This is a genomic window from Pseudomonas mucoides (assembly GCF_015461845.1).
Taxonomy (GTDB): Bacteria; Pseudomonadota; Gammaproteobacteria; order Pseudomonadales; family Pseudomonadaceae; genus Aquipseudomonas; species Aquipseudomonas mucoides.
In genome coordinates, this window is sequence record NZ_JACOPW010000003.1 from 767,256 (window position 1) to 782,309 (window position 15,054).

The 15,054-nt window shown below is 57.5% G+C and carries 14 protein-coding genes and 1 pseudogene; 10 read left to right on the forward strand and 5 right to left on the reverse strand.

The annotated features are described in order from the left end of the window. Positions 1 to 102: 102 nt before the first annotated feature. Both choX and betC read right to left on the reverse strand, forming a co-directional pair. The gene (gene choX, locus H8F22_RS18350; protein WP_194940523.1) at positions 103 to 1,023 is read right to left on the reverse strand and encodes a choline ABC transporter substrate-binding protein; all 921 of its coding nucleotides are present in this window, start codon (positions 1,021 to 1,023) and stop codon (positions 103 to 105) included. A gap of 16 nt (positions 1,024 to 1,039) precedes the next feature. Then, positions 1,040 to 2,554: a choline-sulfatase gene (gene betC, locus H8F22_RS18355; protein WP_027926181.1), complete on the reverse strand. Its 1,515-nt coding sequence runs from the start codon at positions 2,552 to 2,554 to the stop codon at positions 1,040 to 1,042. 114 nt (positions 2,555 to 2,668) lie between these two features. On the opposite strand from betC, the gene H8F22_RS18360 reads away from it, so the two are divergent. Beyond that, the gene (locus tag H8F22_RS18360) at positions 2,669 to 3,619 is read left to right on the forward strand and encodes a choline sulfate utilization transcriptional regulator (protein WP_027926180.1); all 951 of its coding nucleotides are present in this window, start codon (positions 2,669 to 2,671) and stop codon (positions 3,617 to 3,619) included. Here H8F22_RS18360 and H8F22_RS18365 read toward each other — a convergent pair. Beyond that, the gene (locus H8F22_RS18365) at positions 3,606 to 4,277 is read right to left on the reverse strand and encodes an NAD(P)-dependent oxidoreductase (protein ID WP_194940524.1); all 672 of its coding nucleotides are present in this window, start codon (positions 4,275 to 4,277) and stop codon (positions 3,606 to 3,608) included. The genes H8F22_RS18360 and H8F22_RS18365 overlap by 14 nt on opposite strands. A gap of 84 nt (positions 4,278 to 4,361) precedes the next feature. Here H8F22_RS18365 and H8F22_RS18370 point away from each other — a divergent pair, with 84 nt between their 5' ends. Beyond that, a complete protein-coding gene (locus tag H8F22_RS18370) occupies positions 4,362 to 4,688 on the forward strand; it encodes a DOPA 4,5-dioxygenase family protein (RefSeq protein WP_194940525.1) in 327 nt (108 codons plus the stop codon). Here H8F22_RS18370 and H8F22_RS18375 read toward each other — a convergent pair whose 3' ends face one another. Further along, on the reverse strand, positions 4,689 to 5,090 hold the full coding sequence (locus H8F22_RS18375) for a GFA family protein (protein ID WP_027926177.1): 402 nt from the start codon (positions 5,088 to 5,090) through the stop codon (positions 4,689 to 4,691). A gap of 418 nt (positions 5,091 to 5,508) precedes the next feature. Here H8F22_RS18375 and H8F22_RS18380 point away from each other — a divergent pair, with 418 nt between their 5' ends. Beyond that, positions 5,509 to 6,816: a CitMHS family transporter gene (locus H8F22_RS18380; protein WP_027926176.1), complete on the forward strand. Its 1,308-nt coding sequence runs from the start codon at positions 5,509 to 5,511 to the stop codon at positions 6,814 to 6,816. Positions 6,817 to 6,900: 84 nt separating this feature from the next. Then, a complete protein-coding gene (locus H8F22_RS18385; RefSeq protein ID WP_027926175.1) occupies positions 6,901 to 7,668 on the forward strand; it encodes a TerC family protein in 768 nt (255 codons plus the stop codon). 136 nt (positions 7,669 to 7,804) lie between these two features. Here the strand turns inward: H8F22_RS18385 and H8F22_RS18390 are convergent, their stop codons facing one another. Then, entirely contained in the window at positions 7,805 to 8,092 is a 288-nt protein-coding gene (locus H8F22_RS18390; RefSeq protein ID WP_027926174.1) for a DUF6124 family protein, read from the reverse strand. Between the two features lie 478 nt (positions 8,093 to 8,570). Here H8F22_RS18390 and H8F22_RS18395 point away from each other — a divergent pair. From H8F22_RS18395 to H8F22_RS18420, 6 genes and pseudogenes are all read left to right on the forward strand, one after another. After that, positions 8,571 to 9,067: pseudogene (locus tag H8F22_RS18395) on the forward strand (PAAR domain-containing protein). 18 nt (positions 9,068 to 9,085) lie between these two features. Beyond that, a complete protein-coding gene (locus H8F22_RS18400; protein WP_027926173.1) occupies positions 9,086 to 10,246 on the forward strand; it encodes a DUF2515 family protein in 1,161 nt (386 codons plus the stop codon). Then, complete coding sequence (locus tag H8F22_RS18405) at positions 10,243 to 10,896, forward strand: hypothetical protein (protein WP_324188018.1); 654 nt, start codon at positions 10,243 to 10,245, stop codon at positions 10,894 to 10,896. Before H8F22_RS18400 ends, H8F22_RS18405 begins: the two co-directional genes overlap by 4 nt. 50 nt (positions 10,897 to 10,946) lie before the next feature. Continuing rightward, entirely contained in the window at positions 10,947 to 11,402 is a 456-nt protein-coding gene (locus H8F22_RS18410) for a hypothetical protein (protein ID WP_194940526.1), read from the forward strand. Between the two features lie 367 nt (positions 11,403 to 11,769). Continuing rightward, complete coding sequence (locus H8F22_RS18415; protein ID WP_027926171.1) at positions 11,770 to 13,428, forward strand: Na/Pi cotransporter family protein; 1,659 nt, start codon at positions 11,770 to 11,772, stop codon at positions 13,426 to 13,428. A 164-nt stretch (positions 13,429 to 13,592) separates the two neighbouring features. After that, on the forward strand, positions 13,593 to 14,981 hold the full coding sequence (locus H8F22_RS18420; protein ID WP_194940527.1) for a M16 family metallopeptidase: 1,389 nt from the start codon (positions 13,593 to 13,595) through the stop codon (positions 14,979 to 14,981). Positions 14,982 to 15,054 lie beyond the last annotated feature (73 nt).

Sequence of the window (15,054 nt, forward strand, 5' to 3'; positions counted from 1 at the left end):
TTCCCTTTGTGGGAGCGAGCCTGCTCGCGAATGCGGAGTGTCAGTCGACATAATTGTCGGATCTGACGGGCGCTTTGCGAGCAGGCTCGCTCCCACATGGGTTTAGAGTTTGGCTTTCACTGCCGGCAACGCGTCCTTGCCATCCGCTGTCTTCACGCCCTCCAGCCACTTGTCCAGCACCGCCGGATTGGCCTTGATCCACGCCTTGGCCGCGTCCGCATTGCTGACTTTCTTGTTCACCACCTCGGCCATGATGCTGTTCTCCATGTCCTGGGTGAAACTCAGGTTGGTCAGCAGTTTGCCCACGTTCGGGCAGGCTTCGGCGTAGCCCTTGCGGGTCAGGGTGTGCACGCTGCCGGTGTCACCGAAGTATTTCTCGCCACCCTTCAGGTAATGCATTTTCAGTTGCACATTCATCGGGTGCGGGGTCCAGCCGAGGAAGGTCACGAATTTCTGTTTCTTCACCGCGCGAGACACTTCGGCCAACATCGCCTGCTCGCTGGACTCGATCAGTTTCCATTGGCCCATGTCGAAATCGTTTTTCTTGATGATTTCCTGCAACGAGATGTTCGCTGGTGCGCCCGAGCCAATGCCGTAGATCTTCTTGTCGAACTTGTCGGCAAATTTGTTCAGGTCGGCAAAGTTATGCACACCCGCGTCCCAAACATAATCGGGAACGGCGAGGGTGAACTCGGTGCCATCGAGGTTCTTCGCCAACTGTGTGACATCGCCGGTGGCCACGAACTTGTCGTAGAAGCCCTGCTGCGCCGGCATCCAGTTACCCAGGAACACGTCGACCTGGCCATCCTTCAACCCGCCGAAGGTAATCGGCACCGCGAGGGTGTCGACCTTGGCCTTGTAGCCCATGCCGTCCAGCAGAAACCCGGTGATGGCGTTGGTCGCGGCGATGTCGCTCCAGCCAGGGTCGGCCATTTTCACCGTCTCGCAGGTTTGATCGGCAAAGGCCGATGCGCTGCCCAGAGCCAAAAGCCCGACCGTCAGTACTGTGGATAACTTTTGCATGGACTTCCCCTTAACATTATTGGTTTTGGCAGGGTTGTGGATAACGTGCTTTGCGCTCCAGATCATCGAGGTCGATATGGTTGCGCATGTACTGCTGACTGGCGTCCACCAGCGGCTGGTGATCCCAGCTCTTCAGCTTGCCGATGGTCAACGCCTCGGCAACGAAACGACGGCGCCGCTGGCTGGCGAGCACTTGTTGGTGAATCTCCGGAATGTTCCATTTGGCGCGTGCTTCGGCTAGAAATTCTTCGAAAAGCTGCAGATGTTGCGGCGATTGGCTGAGTTCTTCCAGTTCGCGCGGGTCGTTGTGTACGTCGAAGAGTAGGCAGGGATCATCTTCGCTGTAGATGAATTTGTAAGCGCCGCGACGGATCATCATCAACGGGCTGATAGTGCCTTCGGCCATGTATTCGCCGAACACTTCGTCATGACCGCCCTGCCCTTGCAGGTGCGAAACCAGCGAGCGACCGTCCAGTGGCAAACCTGGCTCCAGCGAGCCACCGGCCAGTTCCACGAAGGTCGGCAAAAGGTCGGCGGTGGACACGGCGGCGCTGACCCGCCCAGCCCCGAACTGCCCCGGCGCACTTATCAACAGGGGCACACGGGCGGCCATTTCGTACCAGTGCATTTTGTACCAGAGTCCGCGCTCGCCGAGCATGTCGCCATGGTCGCCGGAAAATACGATGATGGTGTCGTCAATCAGACCGGTTTCCTCAAGTGTTTGCAGGAGTTTGCCGACGTTGCTGTCGATATAGCTGCATGCACCGAAGTAGGCACGGCGGGCATCGCGAATCTTATCCACAGGCAGCGGTTTATCCCACAGGTCATAGACCTTCAATAAGCGCTGGGAGTGCGGATCGAGTGCGGTCTGCGCCGGGGTTTCAGGCAACGGAATGTCGGCATCGTCGTACATGTCCCAGAAAGCCTTGGGGATCGTGTACGGATCGTGCGGGTGAGTCATCGAAACGGTCAGGCAAAACGGCTGGTCGCCGTCCTCGCGGATGTGATCGAACAAGTATTGCTGGGCCTTGAACACCACCTCCTCGTCGAAATCCAGCTGATTGGTGCGCACGCACGGCCCGGCTTGCAGCACCGACGACATGTTGTGATACCAGGTCGGACGCACATCCGGCTCATCCCAATTCACGGCCCAGCCGTAGTCGGCCGGGTAGATGTCGCTGGTCAGGCGTTCTTCGTAGCCATGGAGTTGGTCCGGGCCGCAAAAGTGCATCTTGCCGGACAGCGCAGTGCGGTAGCCGAGGCGACGCAGGTAGTGGGCGTAGGTCGGTACGTCAGCGGGGAAATCGGCCGCGTTATCGTAAGCGCCGATCTTGCTCGGCAATTGACCGCTGACCAGGGTAAAGCGCGACGGCGCGCATAGGGGGCTGTTGCAATAAGCAGCGTCGAACACCACACCTTCGGCGGCGAGGCGGCTCAGATTCGGCAGTTTGATCGGCGAAGGACCGTAGAACGGCAACATTGGCGCGGCCATTTGATCGGCCATGATGAAAAGAATGTTCTTGCGCTTCATGTGATCGCGGCATTCCATAGTGAATATTTATGCGAGAGTGCTGCGACCGAGCATGTTACCCATGCACTTTGCGGTAAAGCCCATGCCAGGCAATGACTAGGATTAGCCCAGCTTATGTATGACGCCCTTGGTGATTTGTCGCTCGACTTGCTTCGTGCCTTTGAAGCAGCCGCCCGTCATCGCAGCTTTACCGCGGCGGCGGTGGAGCTTGGCACTACGCAGCCGGCGGTCAGTCAGCAGATCAAGCGATTGGAGGAGCAACTCGCGACGCGGTTGTTTGACCGCATTTATCGCGGTATTGAATTGACAGAAGCCGGGACTATTCTTTTTGAGCAAGTTCAGCTCGGTTTGCAGAATATCGACGCGGGATTGAGCGCGATCAGCGCACAGCAGCAACATGAGGTGCTGCAAGTCGCGACCGATTTCGCATTCGCCGCTTACTGGCTGATGCCGCGTCTGCACCGTTTTCACAAAGCCAATCCACAGGTGGACGTCAGCCTGGTCACCAGTGAACGCAGCCACAACATGCTGCGCACCGATATTGATGTGGCGGTGTTGTTTGGCGACGGACGCTTCAAGCAGGGTGAAAGCCATTGGCTGTTCAGCGAAGAAGTGTTTCCAGTGTGCAGCCCGCTGTTGCTCAAGGATCGTTCCCTGCCCTTGTCTGCACAGTCGTTGCTGGAGTTTCCGCTGCTTCATTTAAGGGGTGAAAACAGCAGTAACTGGTTCGACTGGAGCGGTGTGTTTCGCGAGTTGGGGATAACGTCGGCACCCGCACCGGGGCAGTTACGCTTCGACAATTACACGCTATTGATTCAAGCGGCGATTGGCGGACAAGGCGTAGCGATTGGCTGGCGGCACCTTGTGGATAACTTGCTGGCGCAGGATTTGTTGTGTCGGCCGATTGCCGAGACGGTAATTTCCAGGCTGGGTTATTACGTGGTCCTGCCCCAGCGAAAACGGCGTGGAGCGTTGATTCAACAGTTTGTGGACTGGTTGATGGAGGAACAGGCCAGTAGCGCGCAATCGCTTAATGGCCTGCCATTGCCCTCTATTGCTGTTTAGTGTCAGCCGCGATGAAGTTCACGTGCTCGCCAACGTGCAGACTCAGATGCAGTTCATCGGCAATCCCTACGGCCACGCGGTTCAACCGTTGAAGGGGTTCTGCCAAGCCCGGTTCGAGGCTGTCGCTGATATGGCTGAAGTGCTCGATCGTCAGACCGGACACACCGCGCGGTGCATTGACCAGCGTCCAGCGCAAAGCACTGTTTTGCAGCGCTTCGCGGATTTCTTCGGCGGCGTGGCGTTGCAATCGATCTTCTATTTCCGGATCGTCCAGCAATTCAAAATCACCTACCAGAAACAGCCGCGTAATGCCTGCTGCCTGCATGCCATCGATCAACGCATCCACGGCAAGCACTTGCTCGACCGGACCCGGCACGATGGTTTTTTCGACGTATTCGCTGTTGAACGGCAATCCTGGCGCATCCAGTAAACAGATCACGGCTGAGCACCCCGCCACGCTTTGTTTAACGCGCTCGGCTTCAAACAGGTCGCCGGTTTTTGTGCGCAGGCCCGGGCGTGGCGCCAACGCCGTCAGGTCGTCCAGAATGGCGATCACTTCATGTTGGCGCCGCAGCATTTCAGCCATCAGCGCACTGCCCAGGCTACTCATGGCACCATAAAGCACCACTTTTACCACCGGGGTTTCGGCATTTTTCATTGCTGAAGTTCCTTGTTTCCTGCGTATATGGCGTGTGACCTGTAGGAAGCGGTGAGGGTTCGACCGGGTTTCAGAGGGATTCAGATGCAGCAGATCAAGGGTTATCACGCCCATGTGTATTTCGACGCCAGCACCATCAATCAGGCTCGGACACTGTGCGAACAGGCGGCGCAGTTGTTCTCGCTAAAAATGGGCCGCGTACACGAACGCCCGGTCGGCCCGCACCCGGACTGGAGCTGCCAACTGGCGTTCGGCCCCGAACTCATTGGTGACGTGCTGCCGTGGCTGGCGCTCAACCGCAACGGGTTGGTGGTGTTCCTGCACCCGGACACCGGTAATGACTTGCTCGATCACACCGAGCACGCGATCTGGATGGGCGCGATCCGGGCCCTGGACCTGTCTATTTTTTGATCAGATCGTTTCTTCTGCTTCGCCGGGCAAGTGTTCGTCCAGGTGCAGCCAGGGCAAGCGGCTGTCGGTCCATATATGCCGCTCGGCCGGTGCCAGCTCTGGATGGTCGAAGGTGGCGACGGTGACGTCGATGCTCTCGGGGCTGAGAGGGTTCATGAACGTCAGTTGCGCCCCACAGTTCGGGCAGAAATTGCGCACGCCGGTTGAAGAAGACAGGTACTGCGCGGGTGTTCCTTTCAGCCATTGAAAGGCTGACGCGGGCACGGTGATCCAGGTGGTGACGATCCCGCCGCTGACCCGTCGGCAAATCGAACAATGACAGTGGGCGATGTCGTGCAACGGCCCGTTGAATTGATAGCGCAGATGTCCGCAGTGGCAGCCGCCGGTGTGAATGTTGGTCATCCTGTTTGCTCCTGTTGCCTATGTGCTGACCCCTTCGCGAGCAGACTCGCTCCCACCGTGGGGCCTCAGTGGCCACAGATCTATGGTGGGAGCGAGCCTGCTCGCGCAGGCCGCAACTCGGTCCATCTGGATAAACCGGTCCGACGACCGGTCGCCCATCCGCGCAATGCTTTTACCGGCGAAAGCTTGCTGAAAGCTTCCCCGATTAGGATCGCCCCCACTGCCGGCAACAGACCGGTTGGCCAATGAGTGTTTTATCGCTCGCACGGCCCATTTAACAACAACAATGGTGATCCTGATGTCCTTTGCTACCCGCCGCTTCGCTGTCACTCCGCCCGTACGCCTCGTGCTTCCCGTTCTGCGCTGACCCAACCGGTTCGCCCATTTCCCCTAGCCGCGCTACGCCTGGAGTATTCCCATGCTGACTTTCCTTGGCTTTGCCATGGTCATCACGTTCATGTTCCTGATCATGACCAAGCGCCTGTCCGCGCTGATCGCCTTGATCATCATCCCGATCGTCTTTGCCCTGTTCGGCGGTTTTGCGCCGAAGATCGGTCCGATGATGCTCGAAGGCATCACCAAGCTTGCGCCGACCGGCGTGATGCTGATGTTTGCCATTCTGTATTTCGCCCTGATGATCGACTCCGGCCTGTTTGACCCGGCCGTGCGCAAGATCCTCAAACTGGTCAAGGGCGACCCGCTGAAAGTTTCGGTCGGCACCGCCGTACTGGCGCTCGTCGTTTCCCTCGATGGGGACGGCGCGACCACTTATATGATCTGCGTGGCCGCCATGCTGCCGCTCTACAGCCGCATCGGCATGAGCCCGCGGATCATGGCCGGCCTGATCATCCTCGCCGGTGGCGTGATGAACATGACCCCATGGGGTGGCCCGACCGCTCGTGCGGCCAGCGCCCTGCATGTCGACCCGTCGGACATTTTCGTGCCGATGATTCCGGCAATGCTGGCGGGCGTGGTGGCGATCCTGGCGATTGCCTACTTCTACGGTAAGCGCGAGCGTGCGCGCCTGGGTGAATTGCACCTGGCCGGCGATGAAATCGACCACAGTGAAATCAGCGTTTCGCAGTTCCCGGACGCCCGTCGTCCGAAACTGATCTGGTTCAACGGTTTGCTGACCCTCGCGCTGATGTGCACCCTGATCGCCGGCCTGTTGCCGCTGCCGGTGCTGTTCATGGTGGCGTTCAGTATCGCGATGATCGTCAACTATCCTTGCCTGCAAATGCAGAAGGACCGCGTTGCGGCTCACGCCGGTAGCGTGTTGTCGGTGGTCGGTCTGATCTTCGCGGCGGGTATCTTCACCGGTATCCTGTCCGGTACCGGCATGGTCGACGCGATGTCCAAAAGCCTGCTGGGGGTCATCCCGGATTTCCTCGGGCCGTACCTGGCCGTGATCACTGCGCTGGTGAGCATGCCGTTTACGTTTTTCATGTCGAACGACGCATTTTATTACGGCGTGTTACCAGTGCTTGCCGAAGCCGCCAGTCATTACGGTATAACCGCAGTGGAAATGGCACGTGCCTCGATCGTCGGTCAGCCCGTCCACTTGCTGAGCCCGCTGGTACCATCGACCTATTTGTTGGTGGCCCTGGCCGGTATCGAATTCGGTGACCATCAGCGCTTTACCCTGAAATGGGCCGTGCTGGTGTGCATGTGCATACTGGTTGCAGCGTTGCTGATGGGGATTTTTCCGCTGTTCAGCACTCTATAACCAAAGACTCATCACGACGGGTCCGGTCTTCGCGGTTTGAAGCCCGGGCCTTTCGTGGTTTAACACTCGCTCAAAGGAATACACATGGAATGGCTGACCAACCCTGAAATCTGGGTTGCCTTCTTTACACTGACCGCCCTGGAAATCGTCCTGGGTATCGATAACATCATCATGATTTCGATCCTGGTCAGCCGCATGCCCAAGCACATGCAGGCGCGCACCCGGATTTTCGGTCTGGCCCTGGCCATGATCACGCGGATCCTGTTGCTGCTGTCGATCACCTGGGTCATGCGCCTCACGGCCGACCTGTTCGAGGTGTTCGGCCAGGGTATTTCCGGGCGAGACCTGATCCTGTTCTTCGGTGGTCTGTTCCTGCTGTGGAAGAGCTCGCAAGAGATGTACCACGCGCTGGAAGGTGAAGACGAAACCAACGAAGAGCCGAGCGGCAAGGGCGGCAACTTCCTCTACACCATCATCCAGATCGCGATCATTGACATCGTGTTCTCGCTGGATTCGGTGATCACCGCCGTCGGCATGGTCTCCCATGTTCCGGTCATGGTCGCCGCGATCGTCGTGGCTGTGCTGGTGATGATGTGGGCGTCCGGCACCATCAGCGAGTTCATCGACAAGCACCCGTCGCTGAAGATGCTGGCGCTGTCGTTCCTGCTGATCGTCGGTACCGTGCTGATTGCCGAATCCCTGGACGTACACGTGCCAAAAGGCTACGTCTACTTCGCCATGGCGTTCTCGCTGGCGGTTGAAGCGATCAACATCAAGATGCGCACTGCCATCGCGAAAAAGAAGAAACAGCAAGATCCGGTGAAACTGCGCAAGGACATTCCGGGCCAATAACCCAAACGTCAGCGCAATACCCTGTGGGAGCGAGCTTGCTCGCGATAGCGGTCTTTCAGTCAACAGCACTGTTGAATGTGAAGGCCCCATCGCGAGCAAGCTCGCTCCCACATTTTTTTTGTGCAGGGTTCAGGGACTAGTGGGTAGCGGGCGGATCGAGGTTATCCAGCACTCGATTCACCGCCAATTCTCCTAGCATGATGACCTGCTGAATCCCCAGCAACGTATGGCGTTGCGGGCCCCCCAGAAACCCGGCGAGATCACTCGCCATGACGCTGGCTGACGCCAACGATTCGCAGGCATGCGCTAGCAGGGTTTCGTTATCAATCTTGGGGTCTATAAGGAAGATGGTGCTGGGTTTGCGCGGCGGGAAGTCGTGGGGGACCGGATCGCTGTCCGGTGGGTTGGGCGTTACCTTGAACATAAATAGAACTCCAGTACTGGTTACGTGGAGCCCTCACACTCGCTACCAAACGAAGGTGGTGGCCATACACAGGTTGGTAGACCGGAGTACTGGAACCGGCGCCCCCGAAGGGACCCTGCGCATGGCCACCATAAAGCTGCGAACTGAGAAAGCGTCCGCAGAAAGTGGCTATGCGCCAGAACTCCGGGCTACCAAACCCGATCACTGTTTTCAGCGACCGGGAAACGATAGAGGCCTGGTTCAAGGCGCACAAGCCGGCGGATTCTGTAGTAACCGTAGGCAACGACGCAAGGCGTTGTAGCCTCTGAGAAGTAACTCGGAGTATTTTTAAACAGGGCTCCCCGCGCTCGAACATTTAAGCATTTTCCTACAGCCATCGCGCGTGGTGCTTGATACGGTCGCACTCCAAGGTTGACGCACAGCCCCTTGGTGGTTAGCGTCCCGCACTCGCCTCAAACGACAATGACAAGGAGTGCATATGTCTGGAAAACCGGCTGCACGCGTCACGGACCCGACCACTTGCCCGATTCCGGGCCATGGCACCAACCCCATCGCCAGCGGCTCCCCCGATGTGTTTTTTAATGGCCTCGCCGCTGCGAGAGTCAGCGACACCTGCACCTGCGGCCAGGCACTCAGCGGCGGCTTCTCCTCCACGGTGTTCATCAACGGCCTGAACGCCATGACCCTCGATGGCACCACGAGCACGGCGGCGTAATAGTCGGCGGCTCCGGCAACGTAATCATCGGCAGCACCCATACCCCGGCGCCGTTCATTCCGCCCCTCCCGATCATTGGCCAGCCCGTCGTGGAATTCAAAGCCGTCAGCGCTGGCAATGGCGAACCGATAGCCGAACGAGGCTACGAAATCGAAACCGCCGAAGGCCGCATCGTCAAAGGCCAGACCAACGCCTTGGGCATGACCCAAAGTGTCGCCACGCTAAAACCCGATCTCGCCGTCGTCCGCTGGACCGTCTAAGCCTCAAGGAAGAATCAATTGACCGGACAATGCATCGCCCCAGACGACCTGGACATGAAAAAACTCTGGAACAGCACCTGCGAACTGCCTGCCTGCAAGCGCGAAACCACCACAGGCGGTCCCAACCCCAAGACCCGCGTCGAAGTGCCGTTGCTGACCTGCAACTGCCTGTGGCGCCGGTTTCAGAAAGAAGCCGAAGAATGGGTCGCTCCGGGTGGCGTACTGATCGCCGACCCACAATCACGTAACCGCAAGATCAACGCCGCATATGCGCAGTTGTGGCTGGCGGATAACCGGTTTCAATGGGCGGGGTTGGCGGCGTTTGCGTCGAAGCAGGTGGGGTGTGGGTTGTTGCACGCGGCCAAGTTGCAAAAAGGTATTGCCGCAGAAAAGAAAGCCCACCAAAGATTGCGTCAGGCCCCATCAGAAACCTTATTTGAAGGGCTTGGGTTCAAGCTAAGCCGAACTGATCCTGATATTCAGTCTGAAGTAGACAAAGCTAGGTCAGAGAATCCGGTACCCACGACGGACATCACGCTCGGCGACAATTCTCGGTCGTTGGTTCAACAACAACTCGACTATGTGTACGAAATGTTGGCGTTGGGAAACACTGCGCTATTTCTGGATGTTTATCCTCTCCATCGGTTTTTCATGGTTCGGGGGTATAAGGAAATGGAGAAATGCCTGAGAAGTCGGATAGAAATCGCAAAAGACGTGATGTGGTCCATCGGTGATAGCGTCCGTTTCGGCGTTGCCCATAAAGAAATTTTTGATACCTTTGAAGCAATCGAAGCGGGAAACATCGCCGACAGCGTTAACTACATGGCTGCGCACGAGCAGATCAATATTCTGCAACCGGCGATGTATGACGATGTGCACTTCGCCTCGCTCATCCGTGGTACGCATGCCTCTGACATCGTTTCCGTCGTTACTGGTCTGCTTTCCGGCGTTCCAGAGGGGATACAGCTCACCTTGGCCAGTCAGTGCAAAGCTCCCGACAGTCGAAGCGTCACTTTCAGCAGCAACCCGTTGGCAAATCTGGCGGACAAGGATCAAAGGATGACATTCGTGCTTCGGGCCGCAGCACAGTTCAATGCCTTGCTAAATAATCCCGCGACTAAAAGACAGCTGCAACGCTCTATAACCGACATCGCAAGTGGAAATGGAGTGCACCAGTGACTGAATCAAAGCAGCGCTGGTTGATTTTTATTGTTTTCATTCTTCTGGTGTCGGGAAGCCTGGTGTATGCCCGTTTGAGCACCAAAACCTTATCCGTCCATATCGGAAAGCCCTACGAACAGGTCATTAAAGACTCAACTTTCCCTGTCGAAGAAAAAACGGCTATCTATCCAGGTGACCCTAATAACGCGAAAGATCCTCGTAGACCTGGTTCCACGTGGATCAGCAGCCCGACTGTCATTGAGTTTGATGATCCAGCTTATGGATTCAAACTTCCTCCGACGGTGTTTGGTGCCGTTACTTATGGAGGGCAGAAAGTATCGACTGTAACCACATCACCCATGTTGGAAACGATGCCATTCACGGCCGCTGTGGATCGATTGGTGGATGTACAAAACACCCTCAAGTCCGGAGGGTGGATGCTTGAGCCTTTGGAAAATAACGACTGGTTCAGTGTCGACTCTGCTGCAGAGCGTGAGCGATTGCAGGTGAAGCTCTTCGATCAGCCAGTGGGCATCGATTTGTATGTACCGGGAAAATACAGTCTGCTGCTATTGATCAAGTGTTATGGAAGCTGTGGTACGCGTGATTCGGTGGCGGCTAAATATCTGATCGATATTAGTGTGGGCCGGGATCGAAGCGGGACATGAGCAATCGCTGTAAGAGGCGCGTTACATGCTGGAGGGTGTAGCGTTTTTTCATGTTGTTTTTTTTGCCTGACGTCTTTTCACTACCCAATGGATTTTTGGTTATTCACATCGGTAAGCTATACGAAAGCGTCGTGAGGGGTTCGACGTTTCCTGTATTGCGTAAAACTGCCATTTATCCCAGTGAGCCACCTCACCCGAGCTCAACCTGGATTAGCACCCCAGTCATTATCACCTTTGATGACAAGCAGCATGGATTCACGTTGCCAGCTACCAGGTTTGGCGCGATTGGGTGGTCCGATTTCAAAGCGATTACCCTGACTACGTCGCCGATGCTTGAAACCTTGCCATTTGAGCAAGCGGTATTACTCCTTGATGAATTACAACAAAAGTTCAAGCAAGTCGGATGGACTCCAGAACCTGTTGAAGTTAACGATTGGCTAAAAATAGAAACAAAAGAGGAAAAAATCGACTTCAGGCCAAACTCTTCGATCAACTGGACGGTGTAATCCTGTTGATCCCGCACAAGTACAGCTTGATCCTTCATATCAAATGCTATGCCCGCTGCGATAAGCGAAACACCGAAACAGCCAAGTATCTGATCGACGTAGGACTGGGTGAGGATCATTTCAGTGACTGAGCCCCCCTGAGCGGAGGTCAGCCCACATTGGGATGAATGCAATACCGCCATCGCGAGCAGGCTCGCCCCCACAAGGGTGACACTATTTTCATGACAGTTTTGTTTCATTCACGTCTTTAGCTGTGCAATGCTGGCGCCCAGACCGTTAGCCAACTACAGCTTAAGTACAGAACGTAGAAGAACGCGCGGTACCGTCAATTTGCCCCTCTGGGGCGCGACCATCACAGGGGGCCTTTATGCTCACCCTGCTCAATTTGTTATCGGCTGTGGCCTTGTTGATCTGGGGCACGCACATCGTCCGAACCGGCATCCTGCGGGTTTACGGCACCAACCTGCGCCATGTGATCGGCCAGAACATGTCCAAGCGCTGGCTGGCGTTTATCGCCGGGATCGTGGTGACGGCGATGGTGCAGAGCAGTAACGCCACCGCCATGCTTGTCACTTCGTTTGTCGGGCAAGGCCTGATGGCGTTGACCCCTGCGCTGGTGACCATGCTGGGGGCCGACGTCGGTACAGCACTGATGGCGCGGGTGCTGACCCTGGACCTTTCCTGGCTGTCGCCGCTGCTGATTTTTGTCGGGGTGATTTTCTTCCTGTCGCGCAAACAGACCCGGCTCGGGCAGATGGGCCGCGTGGCCATAGGCCTTGGATTGATCATTCTGGCGCTGCAATTGATCGTCGAAGCGGCTGCGCCGATCACCCACGCCAAAGGGGTGAAGGTGATCTTTGCCTCGTTGACCGGCGACATTCTGGTCGACGCCCTCGTCGGCGCATTGTTCGCGATGATCTCCTACTCGAGCCTGGCCGCGGTGCTGCTGACGGCGACGCTGGCCGGGGCCAAGGTCATCAGTTTGCCGGTGGCCATCGGTCTGGTGATCGGCGCCAATATCGGCAGCGGTGTTCTCGCGTTTCTCAGCACCAGCATGCAGAACTCCGCCGGGCGCCAAGTGGCCTTGGGCAGCTTGTTGTACAAACTGATTGGCCTGGTGTTGATCATTCCGGTGCTTAACCCATTGGTGCACTGGCTCGATGGCCTGGACTTCAGTCCTCAGGAAACGGTCATCGGCTTCCACCTGCTCTACAACACCGTCCGCTGCTTGATTCTGACGCCGACTGTCGCAGGGATGGCCAGGCTATGCACCTGGCTGTTGCCAGAGCGGCCGGTCGTCAACGGAATGGCCAAACCCCGGCACCTCGACCCGACCGCGCTGGACACGCCGAGCCTGGCGCTGGCCAATGCGGCGCGGGAAACCCTGCGCATGGGCGATCTGATCGACAACATGCTCGAAGCGATGCTCGATGTGCTGCGCGGCAAGCAAACCGCCGTGACCCAGGAAATGCGCCGCCTGACCGATGATGTCGAAGCGCTCTACAGCGCAATCAAACTCTACCTGGCGCAAATGCCCCGTGAAGACCTCAGCGACCAGGACAGCCGGCGCTGGGCTGAAATCATTGAATTGGCGATCAACCTGAAACTCGCCAGCGACCTGATCGAACGTATGTTGCGCAAGGTTCAGCAGCAGAAAACCTCGCAGCGCCGGTCTTTTTCCGAGGTGGGGCTGGAGGAATTGGCCGGGCTGCACAGCCAGCTAATCTCCAATCTGCGACTGGGGTTGTCCGTATTCCTGAGCTCTGACAAGGAAAGTGCCCGTCAGTTGTTGCGCGAAAAACGTCGTTTTCGCGCACAGGAAAGGCGTCTGGCCCATGCCCATGTCAGCCGCTTGCAACGTAAGATTGTGCAAAGTATCGAGACCAGTTCGCTGCACCTGGAGCTGATTGCCGACATGAAACGTTTGAATTCGCTGTTTTGCAGCAGCGCGTATGTGGTGCTGGAAACGTCCGACACGGGGGCATTGTCGGTCGACGATTTCGCGGACATCACGCATTCGCCTTGAACGTCTGGCAGTGTGATCAGTCAGTTACATGGGTTCCGGCTTAAAAGCATCGCGAGCAGGCTCGCTCCCACACTGGAGCTTCGGTGAAACTGTGGGAGCGAGCCTGCTCGCGATGGCTGCCGGAAAGCGACACGGATCTCCAATCAGCCGTATGGAAACCTGTTATGCGTTGTCTGTTGTTCGCCTGTTTGTTGCTGGGTTCACTTCCTTCGTTTGCCCTGGATCGTTTTCAGGTCGAGGGCTATACGCTGCCCAATGGCCTGCAATTGCTGCTCAAACCGGGCGCTGACCGCGGGCATGTGGCGATTCGCCTGGTGGTCGGCGTAGGCCTGGATGATTTCAATTGCGCCGACAAAGAACTGCCCCATCTGCTCGAACACTTGTTGTTCAGCGGTATCGACGCCACCGGCGAAGGGGGGCTGGAGGAGCGCATGCAGGCGCTGGGGGGTGAGTGGAACGCTTACACCAGCAACGCCGACACCACGTTCGTCATCGAAGCCCCGGCGAAAAACCAGCGCAAGGTCCTCGACCTGTTGCTGGCGCTGCTGACCCAGACCCGCATCGACGACAACGCCATCAACGCCGCCAAGCAAGTGGTCGAGCGCGAAGACGGCGGTCATTACACTCACCTGCAACGTTGGCTGGATCGCCAGGACCTTGGCCATACAGCCAGTAATCAATTGGCGGTGGAACTGGGCCTCAAATGCCCACAGCGCGCTGAAGTCGATCACCTGACCCGTGAACAACTGGAGAAGGTGCGCAAGCTCTGGTACGCGCCTAACAACATGACGCTGATCATGGTCGGCGACCTCGACCGGTTGCTGCCGGCCTATCTGGAACGGGCCTGGGGGGAGCTGGTGGCAGTCGACCCGAGCGAGCACTTGCCCCTGCCGGAAATTCGTTCCAGTGCCGCCCATGAACGCACGCTGAGCAGTGGTTTCGTCGGCGATGGTGCCAAGTTGCACTGGCTGGTGCCGGAGCCGGTGCTTGAGGATGAGCACGACGAGACGTTCGACCTGCTCAAGGACTATCTGGACTGGGCGCTGTATCGCCAGATGCGTCTGGTCCATAGCTTGTCCTACGGGCCTTCGGCGGAACGCGAGTTGTTCGGCGGTGTGGGCTTTATGAGCCTGAACGCCGACCTTGAGCGCGATGATGTGCCTCAGGCTGAACGGGTCCTTGAGGCGTTGAAGGCGCAGTTGCTCAAGGAAGGTCTCGACGCCGACACCTTCAACCGTCTCAAGCAGGCGGCCATCGCCCGTCAGGCCTGGGCCGTGCAAGGCAATAGCGCGCTGGCGGATTATTACTGGAGTGCCCTTGGCGACTATGAGGACGGGCGCTTCGCTGATCCGGCGAGGGAACTGCAAGGGGTGACGCTGGAGGAAGCGAACAAGGCGTTGCGTGAGTTGCTGCTGCAGCCCGGGTATTTGCGGATCGAGAAGCCGCTGATGGGTGATGACCAGTTGATGTGGGTAATTGCCGGGGTGTTGGGGCTGCTGGTGTTCGGCTTATTGGGCTGGCGCTTGTACAGAAGGACACCGCCCACCGTGTAGCCGCTGCCGAAGGCTGCGTTCGGCAGCTGCTACAAGGGCTCCGGGTCGACCGCGGGCCTCGCCACGTCGCCCG